The sequence below is a fragment of the Mesorhizobium sp. P2_E6 genome (assembly GCF_056403835.1).
Map to the genome: position 1 here is coordinate 718,463 of NZ_JBFUEQ010000001.1, position 15,536 is coordinate 733,998.

Genomic DNA, 15,536 nt, shown 5'->3' on the forward strand with positions numbered 1-15,536 from the left:
TCTGATAAATGAATTTGCGAAACCGGAATTTTCAAAGCACTTTCGGTCCAGGGACCAAAGTCGCCACCAGAGCGACATCAAGTCCAACGCACGAACTGACAGTTTTTCAGTCCGCGCGTGACCCCTAGCGAAGACCGAAACCGGCTTTCGGGGTCAGGCGCCAAAATGGGAGATCGATGATGAATTCATTCCTGAAGTCATGCACTGCTTTGACGGTCGCGCTGACCTTCTCCGGTCAGGCCGTCGCCCAGGTCAAGGAAATTGGCAAGGGCGAAGGTCAGGTCAACATCGTTGCCTGGCCGGGCTACATCGAACGCGGCGAAACCGACAAGGGTTATGACTGGGTGACCTCCTTCGAGAAGGAAACCGGCTGCAAGGTCAACGTCAAGACCGCCAACACCTCCGACGAGATGGTCTCGCTGATGAACGAGGGCGGCTTCGACCTCGTCACCGCATCGGGCGATGCATCGCTGCGCCTCGTTGCCGGCAAGCGCGTGCAGCCGATCAACACCGATCTCATTCCGAGCTGGAAGACTGTCGACGAACGACTGAAGGACGCCCCTTGGTTCACCGTCGGCGGCGTCCACTATGGCGTTCCCTATCAGTGGGGTCCGAACGTCCTGATGTACAACACCGAGGTGTTCAAGGAAGCTCCCAAGAGCTGGAACATCGTCTTCGAGGAAATGAAGCTGCCGGACGGCAAGTCCAACAAGGGCCGCGTCCAGGCCTATGACGGGCCGATCCATATCGCCGACGCCGCCAACTATCTGATGTTCCACAAGCCGGAACTCGGCATCAAGGATCCCTACGAGCTGAACGAGGACCAGTACAAGGCGGCGCTCGAACTGCTGCGCGTCCAGCGCACGCTGGTCGGCCGCTACTGGCATGACGCCGCCATCCAGGTCGACGATTTCCAGAACGAAGGCGTCGTTGCTTCCGGCTCGTGGCCTTATCAGGTCAATGCGCTGGTCGCCGCCAAGAAACCGGTCGCGTCGACCGTGCCGGAAGAAGGCGTCACCGGCTGGGCCGACACCACCATGATGGAGGCCGACTCCGCCAATCCGAACTGCGCCTATATGTGGATGGAACATTCCTTGTCGCCGAAAGTGCAGGGCGATGTCTCGGCCTGGTTCGGTTCGCTGCCGGTGGTGCCTGCAGCCTGCAAGGGCAACGAGCTGTTGACCGACGAAGGCTGCAAGACCAACGGCTACGACAATTTCGACAAGATCAAGTTCTGGAAGACGCCGGTGTCGAAATGCGCCACCGAGAACGACCAGTGCGTGCCCTATTACCGCTGGGTGTCGGACTATATCGGCGTCATCGGCGGGAGGTGATTTCGCCTCTTTGCTGAGCTCGGCGCTGCCCCTCACCCTTACCCTCTCCCCGTGAAGAACGGGGAGAGGGGGTCGCCAGCGTAGGGGCGCTTTCTTCTCCCCGTCACTATACGGGGAGAAGGTGCCGGCAGGCGGATGAGGGGCAGCGCAGCCGCTTGATTTTGATGAGCCTGACAGATCAGGACAACCCATGACCACCGCCGTTTCCTTTCAGAAAGCCTCGCGCCATTTCGGCAGCGTTCGCGCTGTCGATGCGGTCGATCTCGATATCGCACCGGGCGAGTTCTTCGCCATGCTCGGGCCGTCCGGTTCCGGCAAGACCACGTGCCTGCGCCTCATCGCCGGCTTCGAGCAGCCGACCTCGGGCTCGATCTCGATCTTCGGCGAACGCGCCGAGGGTGTGCCGCCCTATCGCCGCAACGTCAACACCGTGTTCCAGGACTACGCGCTATTCCCGCATCTGAGCGTGCTCGACAATGTTGCCTATGGCCTCATGGTCAAGGGCATCGGCAAGGCGGAACGGCACAAGGCGGCGGAAGAGGCGCTGTCGCTGGTGCGGCTGCCAGGCTATGGCGCCCGCCGCCCCGGCCAGCTTTCCGGCGGCCAGCGTCAGCGCGTCGCGCTTGCCCGTGCGCTGGTCAACCAGCCCAAGGTGCTGCTGCTCGACGAGCCGCTCGGCGCCCTCGACCTCAAGCTGCGCGAGAACATGCAGGAGGAGCTGAAGTCGCTGCAGAAAGTGCTCGGCATCACCTTCGTCTTCGTCACTCACGACCAGGGCGAGGCGCTGTCGATGGCCGACCGCGTCGCCGTCTTCAATGACGGCAAGATCATGCAGATCGGCACGCCGGAGGATATCTACCAGCGGCCGAAGACCCGCTTTGTCGCCGATTTCGTCGGTTCCTCCAACGTGCTGCCGCCGGATTTCGTCCAGCGCTATTGCGGCCAGCATCGCTGGGGCAGCCTGCGGCCTGAATCCATTCGCGTCGGCCGCACTGCAAGTGGCGAAGGCGTTTCCGCTCGCCTTGTCTCGACCAACTATCTCGGCGCCACGACAAAACTCGCGCTCGATGCCGACGGATTGAAGCTGCATGCGATCGTGCCGGCCGGCAACCCGCTGCCCGTGGAAGGCGAGGCGGTCGTGCTCACCTTCAACCGCGAGCACCTGCACCTGATGGACGAGCCCGTATGAGCCTCGACGCCGCCATCCCGCGCGCCACGGCGCCCGCCATCCTGCCGGGCAGCGGTGGCTTGCGCGGCGCGCTATCGGATCTTTTCTGGCGCAGACCCAAGGTTCTGCTGCTCCTCATGCTGCTGCCGCCGGTTCTGTGGCTCGGCATCGTCTATATAGGCTCGCTGTTCGCGCTGCTGGCGCAGAGCTTTTTCTCCATCGACGAGTTTTCCGGCCTCATCAACCGCCAGTTCACTTTGAAGACTTATGGCGACCTGTTCCAGGCTGCCAATCTCGACATCATCCTGCGCACGGTGACGATGGCGGCTCTGGTCACGCTGGCCTCGGCGATCATCGCCTTTCCGATCGCCTACTACGCGGCGCGCTATGCCCGTGGCCGCTGGAAGGCGCTGTTCTATCTCGGCATCATGCTGCCGCTATGGTCGAGCTATCTGGTCAAGATCTACGCCTGGAAGCTGATCCTGGCCAAGGAAGGCATCCTCACCTGGCTGTTCGGCAAGCTGCATCTGCAATGGCTGATTGACGCCTGGCTGTCGCTGCCGGTCGTCGGCGGGAATTCGCTGTCGGTGTCGTTCACCGGCACGTTCATCGTCTTCGTCTATGTCTGGCTGCCGTTCATGATCCTGCCGGTGCAGGCGGCGCTCGAGCGCGTGCCGGGCAATCTGGTCGAGGCTTCGTCCGATTTGGGGGCTTCGCCGGGACAGACCTTTCGCAATGTGCTGTTCCCACTGGCGCTGCCGGGCATCGTCGCCGGTTCGATCTTCACCTTCTCGCTGACGCTCGGCGATTACATCATCCCGCAGATCATCGGCACCTCGCGGCTGTTCATCGGCCAGGCGGTCTATTCCCAGCAAGGCACCGCCGGCAACATCCCGCTCGCCGCAGCCTTCACAGTCGTGCCGATCGTCATCATGGGCTTCTACCTCTGGGGCGCCAAGCGCATGGGGGCCTTCGATGCGCTCTGATGGTTCTCAGTCGGCTCCGCTCGGCCTGAAGATCGCCGCCGCCTGCGGTCTGCTGTTCCTGCATCTGCCGATCCTGTTGATCTTCATCTACGCTTTCACGACGGAGGAAAAGAGCTTTGTCTGGCCGCCGCCCGGCCTGACCACGCAATGGTTCGCCGTCACCTGGAACCGGCCCGACGTCTGGCAGGCGCTGTCGCTGTCCGTCAGGGTTGCCGCGATCTCGACGGCGATCGCGCTGGTCCTCGGCACGCTCTGTTCGGCGGCGGTGTCACGGACAAAATTCTTCGGCCGCGAGACCATCTCGCTGCTGGTCATCCTGCCGATCGCACTGCCCGGCATCATCACCGGCATCGCGCTGCGCTCGGCCTTTTCGCTGGCCGACATTCCATTCTCGTTCTGGACGATCGTGCTCGGCCACGCCACCTTCTGCGTCGTCGTCGTCTACAACAATGCCGTCGCCCGTTTCCGCCGCACCTCGGGTTCGATGATCGAGGCGTCGATGGATCTCGGCGCCGACGGCTTCCAGACATTCAGGCATGTCGTGCTGCCCAACATCGCCACCGCGCTGCTCGCCGGTGGCATGCTGGCCTTCGCTCTGTCCTTCGATGAGGTCATCGTCACCACCTTCACCGCCGGCCAGCAGCAGACGCTGCCGATCTGGATGCTGGAAGAGCTGATTAGACCGCGCCAGCGCCCGGTCACCAATGTCGTCGCGATGGTCGTCGTGCTGGTGACGCTGCTGCCGATCCTCGCCGCCTATTACCTGACGCGCGATGGCGACCAGATCGCCGGTTCGGGCAAGTAAATCCACGAATTTGTAAGGGAGAGACGTCCATGGACACCCAGATGCTGATCGGCTCGAAATTCGAGAAGGGCATCGAAACCGAGGAGCCGATCCTCAATCCAAAGACCGGGGCGACCATTCTCAACCTGCCCGAAGCCAGCCCCGCCCAGATCGAGGCGGCGGTCACGGCCGCCGAACAAGCGTTCGTCTTGTGGTCGCGCACAACGCCGGCGCAGCGCTCCGGCTATCTCCTGAAGATCGCAGACCGTATCGAGGCCGAGGCACAAGGGTTCGCGACGCTCGAGGCGCTCAACTGCGGCAAGCCGATCAACGCCGTGCTGAATGACGAAATCCCAGCGATCGTCGATTGCTACCGCTTCTTTGCCGGCGCCGTTCGCTCGATGCCAGGCGTGGTCGCCGGCGAATATTTGCCCGGCCACACCTCGATGGTGCGCCGCGACGCCATCGGCATCGTTGCCTCGATCGCACCCTGGAATTACCCGCTGATGATGATGGCCTGGAAGCTGGCGCCGGCGATCGCCGGCGGCAATACCGTGGTCTTCAAGCCGTCGGAGCAGACCCCGCTGACGGCACTGAAGCTGGCAAGAATCCTTGCCGAAATCCTGCCGGAAGGCGTCGTCAATGTCGTGCTCGGCCGCGGCGAGAGCGTCGGCAACACGCTGATCAATCACCCTAAGGTCAACATGATCTCGATCACCGGCGATGTGGCCACCGGCAAGAAGGTGCTGCAGGCGGCCGCCAAATCGGTCAAGCGCACGCACCTCGAACTCGGCGGCAAGGCGCCGGTCATCGTCTTCGATGACGCCGACCTCGGCGCGGTGGTCAACGGCCTGCGCGCCTTCGGCTATTACAATGCCGGCCAGGATTGCACCGCCGCCTGCCGCATCTATGCCGGCAAGAAGATCTACGACAAGCTTGTCGCCGATCTTTCCTCGGCTGTCTCGACCATCAAGTACAATCGCCCCGACGACACCGAAAACGAGATCGGGCCCCTGATCTCGCGCCGCCAGCGCGACCGCGTCTCGAGCTTCGTCGAGCGCGCCTCTGAACTGAAGCACATCGAGATCACCACCGGCGGCAAGCCGGGCGAGGGATCGGGCTTCTACTACCAGCCGACCGTCGTTGCCGGCGCGCTGCAGGAAGACGAGATCGTTCGCCGCGAAGTGTTCGGCCCGGTCGTCTCGGTCACCCGTTTTTCCGAGGTCGACGAGGCGGTGAACTGGGCCAATGACAGTGACTATGGCCTGGCGTCATCGGTATGGACCAAGGATGTCTCGCGCGCCATGGCGACGGCTGCCCGCCTGCAATATGGCTGTACCTGGATCAACACCCACTTCATGCTGACCAACGAGATGCCGCATGGCGGGTTGAAGCAATCCGGCTACGGCAAGGACATGTCGCTCTATGCGCTGGAAGACTACACCGCCGTGCGCCATGTGATGGTTGCTCACGGCTAGCGCGCTGAAGGAAGCCATCAACAAGGCAGGAAAGAACCATGCATCGCCGCAAATTTCTGACATCCGCAGCTGTCGCCGCCGCGCTCTTTGTCGCGGCGCCGTCCTTTGCCGCCGACACCGCGCAATCGGTGGTCGAAGCCTATGTCGCCGCCTGGAACGCCCATGACGCGGCCAAGGCGGCGGGCTACTTCGCCGCCGACGTCACCTACTACGACGCTTCTGTCGGCAAACCGGTCAAGGGCAAGGAAGCCGCCAAGACCGGCGTCATCGACAATTTCCTGAAAGCAGTCCCCGACGCGGCGTGGACGATGAAGGGCGCGCCTGTCGTAGAGGGCGACCGCGTCTCGTTCGAATGGGAATTTGCCGGCACCAATACCGGCGCCTGGGCCGACGGCACTGCCGCCGCAGGCAAGGAGTTCTCCTTCACCGGCGCCTCGATGTTCTCGATCAAGGACGGCAAGATCGCCACCCAGAGCGACTATTACGATGCGCTTGGCTTCTACAAGCAGCTTGGCTTGATGTAGTCGCCGCCTGCCCTTCTCCCTGTTGCCGGGGAGAAGGGCGTCGGCCACTACTCCACGATGCGATAGATATTCCACAGGCTGGTGCCCGATACGACATAGGGCTCCAACTCCTTGCCCCATTTGGCGTGGGCGTCGATCTTGCCGATCTTGGCGAAGAACGCCTCCAACTGGGCCAGGCTTTCGACCTTGTGGTGGGATTCGATCGTCGCCTCCCGCGCGCCGATCGATCCGGTCATGATCTGGAATTCCAGGTCGGCGAGGCCGACCTGCGAGCCGATCTCGCGTTCCCATTTCTTCATCAGTTCGAGCACGGTCTGCTTGTGCCCGAACTTGGCGTCGATCTGCCATCTGGCGCTGAACATGGACGGCTCACTCGTCCCAGGCCTGCACGACGGTCTGCCGTGCGATCCGCCCGTTCTTCATCTCCAGCATGGCTGCCGCGAACACTTTCGTGCCGTCCGGATAGGTGCAGGCCTGGGTGAAGGCAAGGCTGTCGCCATCGGCGATCGTGGTATCGACCTTGTGGGTCATCGCCCGGCTGCAGATGTCGTCCCAGAACGTGCTGATCGCTGCGCGCCCGCGGATTTCGCGCGGCTTGCTCGGTGGGTTGTTACGGTCGATCACCCGCACCAGCGCGTCGTCCGCATAGAAGCTCGACAGCATCTTTCCATCACGGCCTTCGATCGCCTTCTTGATCGCCGCGCCGTCTACGCTCTGTGTCTTGGTCAGCATTTTCTTGTCCTCCATATGCCCGTCTTCGCGATCGGGCGGTCGATGATCATGATGCTGCCGGGCGCTTATCGCCGGGCAGGGATTTCCTCACTGCGACTTGGCCTTGACGGCCGCGAACACGTCGTCGGTCTGCTTCTTGAAGGTCGCGAGATCGACCTGGCTGCCGTTGAGCATCGTCGACCAGTGGCGCACGATCGCGGCCATCGCCACCGCCTCCTTGATCTCCTCGTCGCTGGCGCCGTTGAGCTTGGCCGCCTCGGTATGGAAATAGATGCAGTATTGGCATGGGATCTGCGCGGCGACGGCGAGCCCCAACAGTTCCTTGGTCTTGCCGTCGAGCGCGGTCTTCGGATTGAGCTGCACGCCCTTGATCTCGGCCCAGGCGCCGGCCACGGCCACATCCGGCAAGGTCTTGAACATGTCCGGCACCGAGCCGAGCGTCGCCTGGATGTCCTTGTAGGCGGCTGTCGCAGACGCGTCCTCGGCCTTTGCGGGAGCTATAGCGAACAACGCTCCAACACCTGCCGCAATAACCAGCGATCCGAGTGTCCGGTTTGACTTCAGCATTTGATCCTCCCTTGGCAGGCCTTTCCGGGCGACATCCGCCTGGCCCACATGGAGAATTGATAGCGCCTGCAGGCCACGCGCCGCTTCGCCCGAAAGCGCCATGGCTCCTATGGCCCGTCCGGGCCAGTGTGCCTTGCGGAAAATGCCGCTGCCGCGGCCCGCGACGGCAGGTCCAGCTTGAGCAGTATATTGGCGACGTGGCGCTTGACCGTGTGCTCGCTCAGCCCGAGCTCGGCGGCAATCGCGGCATTGCTCTTGCCATCGGCAATCAGGCTCACAACTTCGCTCTCGCGCGCCGTCAGCGAAGCCGGCTCCGTCGCCCTGGCCTTGGGACGGCAGGCCGGTTCCAGATGCTGTTCGGACATCGCCAGCACGAGCGCCAGCGGCTCGTCCAGTTCATCGATGCTGATACGGCCGGCATCGGCGAAATGGAGCCCTGAGCCGGCCGCCAGCTCCGCGACCAGCCGCGATGCCAGGATGTCGCCGCGCCCGGCATGAGCAGCGAGTTGCATCGTCACGCGAGCTGTCAGCCCTTCCGGCGATCCGCGCAACTCGACCTCGCCGACATGCGCCCCCTGCGCGCTCGCTACGCCGATGTCCTGCGCTGCGTCGCGCAACGCCGCTGCGCATCGCAAGGCGCGCCCCGGTCCGTCGAAACGTGAAATCATCACTTCGCCAGGCGTTTCCACGCAGCGCCCGCCATGGCGTCCGACAAGGGTTCGCCATGTTTCCTGGAAGCGCTGGCTGCGTTCGCTCCACATGCGGTCGCCGAGCCGCGCCGTGTCATGGATGCGTGTCACCAAAAGCGCCGCCAGCACGCGCTCCGCTTCCGCCACGGCGCGCTGGCCGGTCAGGAATTCCTCGATCAGGTCAGCCACCCGATCGACATCGCCGGTCCAGATCGGATGGTCGCGCCCGGGGATTTCCGCCAGCCGCGCATTTGGGATGGTCTTGGCCAGGAAGCGGCTGGCGTCGGGATCGACCCGCACATCGTTGCGGCGATGGATCAGCAGCGTTGGCGCGCGGATTGCCGCGAGCACGCCGCGCACGTCGATCCCGGCGTTCATGCGCGCCAGTGCGCCCGCTGCGGTCGGGCTTGCCGACAACCGCTCGAAGCGCGCCCACCATTGGGTGAAATGCGGGTCGTCGATCCGGCCCGGCGCGAAGCTGGGCAAGGTGGCACCCGTGCCCCATGACGTTTCAGCCGTCTCGATGAAGGCCTCGAGGCGTTCCGGCGGCATCACCCATTTGTGGAAATGCGCATAGCCGCCATAGAGCGCCAGCGCCCGCGTCCTTTCCGGATAGGTGGCGGCGAACAGCATCGCCATTGGCGCGCCTTCCGAGGCGCCAAGCAGTGCGGCCCGGCCGCTGCCGGTCGCGTCCATCACGGCACGCACATCGTCCATGCGCGTTTCGAGGCTGGGCAGGTGGTGCGCGTCGACGCGGTCGGACAGTCCCGTGCCGCGCTTGTCGAACAGGATCAGCCGCGAGAATGCCGAAAGCCGCTTCAGCAGCCGGCTGTAGCCTTCGTCTTCCCAGTGCAGCTCGAGATTGGAAATGAAGCCGGGCACGAAGACGAGATCGAACGATCCCTGCCCGACCACCTGATAGGCGATCCGCACATCGCCGCTACGGGCATATCGGGTCTCGATCGGCCTCAAGAGGTTGCGCCCCGGCCTGACGACTTCTGGTCGTCAAACCATAGCAGAACAGCCTGATCGCGGCAGTTCAAACTTTAGCGATGGAAAATATAGGCGCGGTGCCTCGCCGCTATTTTTGCGAAGCGGCGACGTCGGCCGGGGAGGCCTCGAGCCCGAGTCGGAGGTCGGCCTCGGCCGGCGTGATCGGTCGCCTGATCTTGGCCGAGGCGGCGACCACCAACTCGTTGAAATTCTCGGTGCCGCCGTCCAGCAAATCGAACAGCTGCCGCCGCATCCTCGGCTCCCAGAACTTGTTGATATGCTCGGCGACGCCGGCAATGCCTTCCTCGCGCGGCTTGGAATGGAAAAAATCGGCGATCTGGTTTGCCATGCGCACCAGCTTCTCGCTGGTGCTCATGATGTGTTCTTCGTCATGCGACATGCTTGGCAACTCCGCAAACCACCCGGTCGGGGTGGGTGAAAATATCGAAATCATCGCCGCGAACCAGCGCAACCAGTGTCATCCCGGCGGCCTCCGCGGTGCGGATGGCCAGCGCGGTCGGCGCCGAAACGGCGATGATGATTGCGGCGCCGATAGCCGCCGTCTTCTGCACCATTTCGACCGAAACGCGCGACGTCACCACCACAGCGCCCGTTGAGCCGTCGATGCCGGCTTTCGCCAACGCACCTGCGAGTTTGTCGAGCGCATTGTGGCGGCCGACATCCTCACGCGCCATGACGATGCCCTTGTCCGGCATATAGAAGCCGGCGGCGTGCACGGCTCCGGTCTCCGTGTGCAGCGGCTGCACTTTCGACAAAAGCTTGACCGAGCGGACGATATCGTCGGCATCAAATGTAAGCGTCGACGAACCGACCGCGTCGACCGAACGCATCGCTTCCTCGATCGATTCGATGCCGCACAGGCCACAACCAACCGGACCGGCCAGTCGTCTGCGCCGCGCTTCGAAACGCGTATTAGCGCTGTCCTTCAACCGGATCTGGATATCGATGCCGGCGCCATGATCCTCGACCTCGATGGCTTCGATCTCGTCAGGCTTGGCGATGATGCCTTCGGTCAGCGAGAAGCCAAGCGCGAAATCCTCGAAATCGGCCGGGCTTGCCATCATCACCGCATGGGTGGTGCCGGCAAACGAGAACGCCACCGGCGTCTCTTCCGGCACCATCCGGTTGGCAGCCGTCGTCCCGCTCGCGCGACGCGCCAGCCGCGAGACCTGCGTCGTGGCTTTGCGGCGCTCGCTCAAGACTACTCCGCCGCTTGCAGCGAGGCGATGCGCCGGCTCTGCTTGGCCTGTTCGTCATAGTCGCGCTGCCATTCCGACGGGCCGTTGGAGGCGCCGACCTGCACCGCCGTCACCTTGTATTCCGGGCAGTTGGTCGCCCAGTCGGAGAAGTCGGTGGTGATGACGTTGGCCTGCGTGTCCGGATGATGGAAGGTCGTGTAGACCACGCCGGGCGACACCCGGTCGGTGATCAGCGCGCGCAACGTCGTCTCGCCTGAGCGGCTTGTCAGCCGGACCCAGTCGCCGTCGCGCAGTCCGCGATTCTCCGCATCGTGCGGGTGGATCTCCAGCCGGTCCTCGCTGTGCCACATGATGTTGTCGGTGCGCCTGGTCTGCGCGCCGACATTGTACTGCGACAGGATGCGGCCGGTGGTCAGCAGCAGCGGGAAGCGCGGGCCGGTCCTTTCGTCCGTTGCCACATATTCGGTGCGGATGAACTTGCCCTTGCCGCGCACGAAACCATCGATATGCATGATCGGGGTGCCGAGCGGTGCCTTCTCGTTGCAGGGCCATTGCACGGATCCGACACGGTCGAGCAACTCGAAGGAGACGCCGGCGAAGCTCGGCGTCGTCTGGGCGATCTCGTCCATGATCTCGGAGGGATGCCGGTAGTTCCAATCCAGCCCGATCGCCCGGGCAAGCTCCTGCGTCGCCTCCCAATCGGCGTAGCGCGCCTTCGGCTCCAGAACCTTGCGCACCATGTTGATGCGACGCTCGGCATTGGTGAAGGTGCCGTCCTTCTCGAGGAAGGTCGAGCCCGGCAGGAAGACATGCGCGTAGTTCGCCGTCTCGTTGAGGAAGAGGTCATGCACGACGACACATTCCATGGCAGCCAGACCGGCGGCGACATGCTTGGTGTCGGGATCGGACTGCAGAATGTCTTCGCCCTGGATGTAGATGCCTTTGAAGCTGCCGTCGACGGCGGCGTCCAGCATGTTGGGGATGCGCAGGCCGGGTTCGTCGTCCAGCTTCACGCCCCACAGGCTTTCATAGATGTCGCGCACGGCTTCGCCGGAGATGTGACGGTAGCCCGGCAGTTCGTGCGGGAACGAGCCCATGTCGCAGGAGCCCTGCACATTGTTCTGGCCACGCAGCGGGTTCACGCCGACGCCCGGCCGGCCGATATTGCCGGTGGCCATGGCGAGGTTGGCGATCGCCATCACCGTGGTTGAGCCCTGGCTGTGTTCCGTCACCCCGAGGCCGTAATAGATCGCACCGTTGCCCCCGGTAGCATAGAGACGCGCCGCGCCACGGATTAGCTCCGGATCGACGCCGGACAGTTTGCCAACGGTTTCAGGGCTGTTTTCCGGCAAGGCGACGAACGATGCCCAATCCTGGAACTCCGCCCAGTCGCAACGTTCGCGAATGAAGGCCTCGTTGAAAAGACCCTCGGTGACGATCACATGCGCCAGCGCCGTCAGCACCGCCACATTGGTGCCGGGCTTCAGCGGCAGGTGATAATCCGCTTCAACATGTGTCGACTTGACCATCTCGGTGCGACGGGGATCGAGCACGATCAGCTTGGCGCCCTGACGCAGCCGCTTCTTCAGCCGCGAGGCGAACACCGGGTGGGCCGAAACGGGATTGGCACCGATTATGACGGCAACGTCTGTGTAGTCGACGGAGTCGAAATCCTGCGTGCCGGCCGAGGTGCCATAGGTCTGGCCGAGCCCGTAGCCCGTCGGCGAGTGGCAGACGCGCGCGCAGGTGTCGACATTGTTGTTGCGGAAGCCCTGCCGCACCATCTTCTGGACGAGGTAGGTTTCCTCGTTGGTGCAGCGCGACGAGGTGATGCCGCCAATCGCGGTGCGGCCGTACTGATACTGGATACGGCGGAATTCTTTGGCCGTGTGGGAAATAGCCTCTTCCCAGGTCACCTCGCGCCAGGGGTCGGTGATCTTTTCGCGGATCATCGGCGACAAGATGCGGTCCTTGTGGGTGGCGTAGCCATAAGCGAACCGGCCCTTCACACAGGAATGACCGTGGTTCGCCTTGCCCTCCTTGTAGGGCATCATGCGGATGACCTCGTCATCCTTCACTTCGGCCTTGAACGAGCAGCCAACGCCGCAATAGGCGCAGGTGGTGACGGCCGAGCGCTCCGGCAGGCCTTTGGCAAGGACTGTTTTTTCGCGCAGCGCATCGGTCGGACAGGCCTGCACGCAGGCGCCGCAGGACACGCATTCCGAATCGATGAACGCCTCGTGCATTCCCGCCGAAACCCTCGATTCGAAACCACGTCCTTCGATGGTCAGCGCGAAGGTGCCCTGCACCTCTTCGCAGGCCCTCACGCAGCGCGAGCAGACGATGCATTGCGTGGGATCATAGGTGAAATAGGGGTTGGATTCGTCGCGTGCGATGTAATCGACCGTCAGCGAGCCATGGCCGGGTGCCACGCCGTTTTCCTGCTTGACGTGGTTGCGGCCCTCGATGCCGTAGCGGTTCTCGGTCAAGCCGATCGACTTCGCCACCATGTCGAACTCGCTGGCTCCGGTTCCGGCCGTCTCGTTCCAGCCGGTCGGATGGTCGGAGACGTAAAGCTCCATGACGCCGCGGCGAATGGCGTCAAGCCGCCCGGACTGCGTATGCACCACCATGCCTTCGCCGACAGGTGTCGTGCAGGACGCTGGCGTGCCGCCGCGCCCTTCGATCTCGACGAGGCAGACACGACATGAACCGAAAGAGTCCAGCATGTCGGTGGCGCAAAGCTTCGGGATCTCGACCCCGCCTTCCATCGCGGCACGCATGATCGAGGTGCCTTCCGGAACGGTGATGCTGCGGCCGTCGACGCTCAGCGTGACCTGCTTCTGCGCCTTCGATTGCGGGGTTCCGTAGTCGATCTCTTCGACGAGTGATGGGAAGTCGGCCTTGATGTTCATCTGCCAGCTCCTATTCAGCAGCCACGCGCACGGGCGCCGGCTTGAAGTCGTCGGGGAAATGCGTGATCGAGCTCATGACCGGGTAAGGCGTGAAGCCGCCCAGCGCACAGAGCGAGCCGAACTTCATCGTGTTGCAGAGGTCGGTGACCAGAGCGAGGTTCTTCTCCGGCTCGATGCCCGCGGCGAGCTTGTCGATGGTCTCGACACCGCGCGTCGAGCCGATGCGGCAGGGAGTGCACTTGCCGCAACTTTCGATGGCGCAGAACTCCATGGCGAAGCGTGCCTGTTTCAGCATGTCGGCAGTGTCGTCGAACACCACGATGCCGGCATGGCCGATCAGCCCGTCCTTGGCCGCGAAGGCTTCATAATCGAACGGCGTGTCGAACAGCGCGCGCGGGAAATAGGCGCCGAGCGGTCCGCCGACCTGCACCGCCTTGACCGGGCGTCCCGTCGTCGTGCCGCCGCCGATGTCGTCGACGATCTCGCCCAGCGTCATGCCGAAGGCCGCTTCGAACAGGCCGCCATACCTGATGTTGCCGGCGATCTGGATCGGGATCGTGCCGCGCGAGCGGCCCATGCCGAAATCCTTGTAGAAGGCCGCACCCTTGTCCATGATGACGGGCACCGAGGCCAGCGAGATAACGTTGTTGATCACCGTCGGCTTGCCGAACAGCCCCTTATGCGCCGGCAGCGGCGGCTTTGCGCGGACCATGCCGCGCTTGCCTTCGAGTGAGTCAAGCAGCGCCGTCTCCTCGCCGCAGACATAGGCGCCTGCGCCGACCCTGATCTCCATGTCGAACGCATAGGGCGAACCCAGCACATTGGCACCAAGCACGCCGGCCTTGCGGGCAACCTCGACGGCTTTGTTCATCATCGCCACCGCATGCGGATATTCCGAGCGGACATAGACAAAGCCTTTGGTCGCACCCGTGGCGATTCCGGCGATCGTCATGCCTTCGATCAGCACGAAGGGGTCACCCTCCATGATCATGCGGTCCGCGAAGGTACCGGAGTCGCCTTCGTCGGCGTTGCAGACGATGTATTTACGGTCGCCCACGGTATCGAGCACCGTCTTCCACTTGATGCCGGTCGGGAAGCCCGCGCCGCCGCGCCCGCGCAGTCCGGATTCGGTGACTTGGGCGACAATGGCGGCGGGCGTCAATGCCAACGCGTTCGTCAGCCCATTCAAGCCGCCATGCTTCTTGTAGGATTCGAGCGACAGCGGATCGATGACGCCGCAACGCGCGAAGGTCAGCCGCGTCTGCTTGGCCAGGAAGGGGATTTTGTCCGGCGCGCCCAGCCAGCGCTTGTGAGGGCCGCCGGTGAGGAAGCCGCTGTCGAACAGGCTTTTGACGTCGGATGGCTTGACCGGGCCATAGGCGACGCGGCCGTTGGCGGTCGCAACTTCGACCATCGGTTCGAGGAAATAAGCGCCGCGCGAGCCGTTGCGCACGATCTTGGCTTCGATGCCGCGCTCCGCCAGTTCACTTGCGATCGCCTTGGCGACCTTTTCGGCGCCCAGCGCCAGTGCACCGGAATCGGCGGGAATGTAGATACGCGGGATCATGAGCGCACCTCGGCAACGATCTCGTCGAGCTTTTCGTCATCGAGCCGCCCGATCACTTCGCCATCGAGCATGGCGGCGGGCGAACAGGCGCACAGGCCGAGACAATAGACCGGCTCCAGCGTCACCGAACCGTCGCGGGTCGTCTCGTGGAAGCCTATGCCCAGCAACTGCTTCAGTTTGGCGGCGATGGCGTCGGAACCCATCGACTGGCAGGATTCTGCTTGGCAGACCTTCAGCACATGCCGGCCGGCCGGATGGCTGCGGTAATCGTGATAGAAGGTGACAACGCCGTGCACCTCGGCCCTGGAGATGTTCAGCGCCTCGGCGATGACTGGCAGCGCATCCTGCGGCACATGGCCGAACTCTTCCTGGATGCCGTGCAGGATCGGCAGCAGCGGGCCTTCGAGGCCTTTCAGTTCCTGGATGATCGCGGTCGTGCGCGATGTGATCTCGGTACTTGCAGGCTGCATTGGCATGCAGCGCCCTCCCTGGTCGATAGCTTTTATCGCTAAGTCTTTACAAAATCAGAGGAAACCCTCGGAATCAATAAAGCTGTTTCGTTGCTCGATAGAAATTTTC

At 63.4% G+C, this 15,536-nt stretch carries 15 protein-coding genes; 6 read left to right on the forward strand and 9 right to left on the reverse strand.

All coding sequences use genetic code 11. The annotated features are described in order from the left end of the window. Positions 1 to 179: 179 nt before the first annotated feature. From AC1D08_RS03380 to AC1D08_RS03405, 6 genes are all read left to right on the forward strand, one after another. On the forward strand, positions 180 to 1,334 hold the full coding sequence (locus AC1D08_RS03380) for an ABC transporter substrate-binding protein (RefSeq protein ID WP_477225264.1): 1,155 nt from the start codon (positions 180 to 182) through the stop codon (positions 1,332 to 1,334). A 190-nt stretch (positions 1,335 to 1,524) separates the two neighbouring features. Beyond that, positions 1,525 to 2,523, forward strand: a complete 999-nt coding sequence (locus AC1D08_RS03385; protein WP_095082651.1) for an ABC transporter ATP-binding protein — start codon at positions 1,525 to 1,527, stop codon at positions 2,521 to 2,523. After that, positions 2,520 to 3,488 carry an ABC transporter permease gene (locus AC1D08_RS03390; RefSeq protein WP_457154419.1) on the forward strand — a complete coding sequence of 323 codons (969 nt, stop codon included), beginning with the start codon at positions 2,520 to 2,522 and terminating at the stop codon, positions 3,486 to 3,488. The genes AC1D08_RS03385 and AC1D08_RS03390 overlap by 4 nt, the downstream gene beginning before the upstream one ends. Further along, the gene (locus AC1D08_RS03395; RefSeq protein ID WP_477225265.1) at positions 3,478 to 4,293 is read left to right on the forward strand and encodes an ABC transporter permease; all 816 of its coding nucleotides are present in this window, start codon (positions 3,478 to 3,480) and stop codon (positions 4,291 to 4,293) included. Before AC1D08_RS03390 ends, AC1D08_RS03395 begins: the two co-directional genes overlap by 11 nt. 29 nt (positions 4,294 to 4,322) lie before the next feature. Next, complete coding sequence (locus AC1D08_RS03400; RefSeq protein WP_457155096.1) at positions 4,323 to 5,750, forward strand: gamma-aminobutyraldehyde dehydrogenase; 1,428 nt, start codon at positions 4,323 to 4,325, stop codon at positions 5,748 to 5,750. A 38-nt stretch (positions 5,751 to 5,788) separates the two neighbouring features. Next, positions 5,789 to 6,274 carry an ester cyclase gene (locus AC1D08_RS03405; RefSeq protein ID WP_477225267.1) on the forward strand — a complete coding sequence of 162 codons (486 nt, stop codon included), beginning with the start codon at positions 5,789 to 5,791 and terminating at the stop codon, positions 6,272 to 6,274. 47 nt (positions 6,275 to 6,321) lie between these two features. Here the strand turns inward: AC1D08_RS03405 and AC1D08_RS03410 are convergent, their stop codons facing one another. The 9 genes from AC1D08_RS03410 to AC1D08_RS03450 all read right to left on the reverse strand — a co-directional run bounded on the left by AC1D08_RS03410 (position 6,322) and on the right by AC1D08_RS03450 (position 15,433). Then, entirely contained in the window at positions 6,322 to 6,636 is a 315-nt protein-coding gene (locus tag AC1D08_RS03410) for a hypothetical protein (RefSeq protein WP_095082641.1), read from the reverse strand. 7 nt (positions 6,637 to 6,643) lie between these two features. Next, positions 6,644 to 7,006: a nuclear transport factor 2 family protein gene (locus tag AC1D08_RS03415; RefSeq protein WP_457151681.1), complete on the reverse strand. Its 363-nt coding sequence runs from the start codon at positions 7,004 to 7,006 to the stop codon at positions 6,644 to 6,646. 87 nt (positions 7,007 to 7,093) lie between these two features. Continuing rightward, the gene (locus AC1D08_RS03420; protein ID WP_095082637.1) at positions 7,094 to 7,573 is read right to left on the reverse strand and encodes a carboxymuconolactone decarboxylase family protein; all 480 of its coding nucleotides are present in this window, start codon (positions 7,571 to 7,573) and stop codon (positions 7,094 to 7,096) included. A 107-nt stretch (positions 7,574 to 7,680) separates the two neighbouring features. After that, on the reverse strand, positions 7,681 to 9,234 hold the full coding sequence (locus tag AC1D08_RS03425; RefSeq protein ID WP_457151682.1) for an alpha/beta fold hydrolase: 1,554 nt from the start codon (positions 9,232 to 9,234) through the stop codon (positions 7,681 to 7,683). 109 nt (positions 9,235 to 9,343) lie between these two features. Further along, on the reverse strand, positions 9,344 to 9,655 hold the full coding sequence (locus AC1D08_RS03430; RefSeq protein WP_457151683.1) for a formate dehydrogenase subunit delta: 312 nt from the start codon (positions 9,653 to 9,655) through the stop codon (positions 9,344 to 9,346). Beyond that, entirely contained in the window at positions 9,645 to 10,475 is an 831-nt protein-coding gene (gene fdhD, locus AC1D08_RS03435) for a formate dehydrogenase accessory sulfurtransferase FdhD (protein ID WP_457151684.1), read from the reverse strand. The genes AC1D08_RS03430 and fdhD overlap by 11 nt, the downstream gene beginning before the upstream one ends. 2 nt (positions 10,476 to 10,477) lie before the next feature. Beyond that, positions 10,478 to 13,390, reverse strand: coding sequence for a formate dehydrogenase subunit alpha (gene fdhF, locus AC1D08_RS03440; RefSeq protein WP_477304935.1), 2,913 nt, complete (start codon positions 13,388 to 13,390; stop codon positions 10,478 to 10,480). Between the two features lie 10 nt (positions 13,391 to 13,400). Continuing rightward, positions 13,401 to 14,957 carry a formate dehydrogenase beta subunit gene (locus AC1D08_RS03445; RefSeq protein WP_457151686.1) on the reverse strand — a complete coding sequence of 519 codons (1,557 nt, stop codon included), beginning with the start codon at positions 14,955 to 14,957 and terminating at the stop codon, positions 13,401 to 13,403. Beyond that, on the reverse strand, positions 14,954 to 15,433 hold the full coding sequence (locus tag AC1D08_RS03450) for a formate dehydrogenase subunit gamma (protein WP_095082625.1): 480 nt from the start codon (positions 15,431 to 15,433) through the stop codon (positions 14,954 to 14,956). The genes AC1D08_RS03445 and AC1D08_RS03450 overlap by 4 nt, the downstream gene beginning before the upstream one ends. Positions 15,434 to 15,536: the final 103 nt, after the last annotated feature.

What these genes read in the sequence shown, in the direction of transcription:
- AC1D08_RS03390 (WP_457154419.1), top strand. Translation starts at nt 2,520, where the DNA reads ATGAGCCTCGACGCCGCCATCCCGCGCGCCACGGCGCCCGCCATCCTG.
- AC1D08_RS03395 (WP_477225265.1), top strand. Translation starts at nt 3,478, where the DNA reads ATGCGCTCTGATGGTTCTCAGTCGGCTCCGCTCGGCCTGAAGATCGCC.
- AC1D08_RS03405 (WP_477225267.1), top strand. Translation starts at nt 5,789, where the DNA reads ATGCATCGCCGCAAATTTCTGACATCCGCAGCTGTCGCCGCCGCGCTC.
- AC1D08_RS03400 (WP_457155096.1), top strand. Translation starts at nt 4,323, where the DNA reads ATGGACACCCAGATGCTGATCGGCTCGAAATTCGAGAAGGGCATCGAA.
- AC1D08_RS03385 (WP_095082651.1), top strand. Translation starts at nt 1,525, where the DNA reads ATGACCACCGCCGTTTCCTTTCAGAAAGCCTCGCGCCATTTCGGCAGC.
- fdhF (WP_477304935.1), bottom strand. Translation starts at nt 13,390, where the DNA reads ATGAACATCAAGGCCGACTTCCCATCACTCGTCGAAGAGATCGACTAC.
- AC1D08_RS03415 (WP_457151681.1), bottom strand. Translation starts at nt 7,006, where the DNA reads ATGCTGACCAAGACACAGAGCGTAGACGGCGCGGCGATCAAGAAGGCG.
- AC1D08_RS03445 (WP_457151686.1), bottom strand. Translation starts at nt 14,957, where the DNA reads ATGATCCCGCGTATCTACATTCCCGCCGATTCCGGTGCACTGGCGCTG.
- AC1D08_RS03410 (WP_095082641.1), bottom strand. Translation starts at nt 6,636, where the DNA reads ATGTTCAGCGCCAGATGGCAGATCGACGCCAAGTTCGGGCACAAGCAG.
- AC1D08_RS03450 (WP_095082625.1), bottom strand. Translation starts at nt 15,433, where the DNA reads ATGCCAATGCAGCCTGCAAGTACCGAGATCACATCGCGCACGACCGCG.
- AC1D08_RS03380 (WP_477225264.1), top strand. Translation starts at nt 180, where the DNA reads ATGAATTCATTCCTGAAGTCATGCACTGCTTTGACGGTCGCGCTGACC.
- AC1D08_RS03420 (WP_095082637.1), bottom strand. Translation starts at nt 7,573, where the DNA reads ATGCTGAAGTCAAACCGGACACTCGGATCGCTGGTTATTGCGGCAGGT.
- AC1D08_RS03430 (WP_457151683.1), bottom strand. Translation starts at nt 9,655, where the DNA reads ATGTCGCATGACGAAGAACACATCATGAGCACCAGCGAGAAGCTGGTG.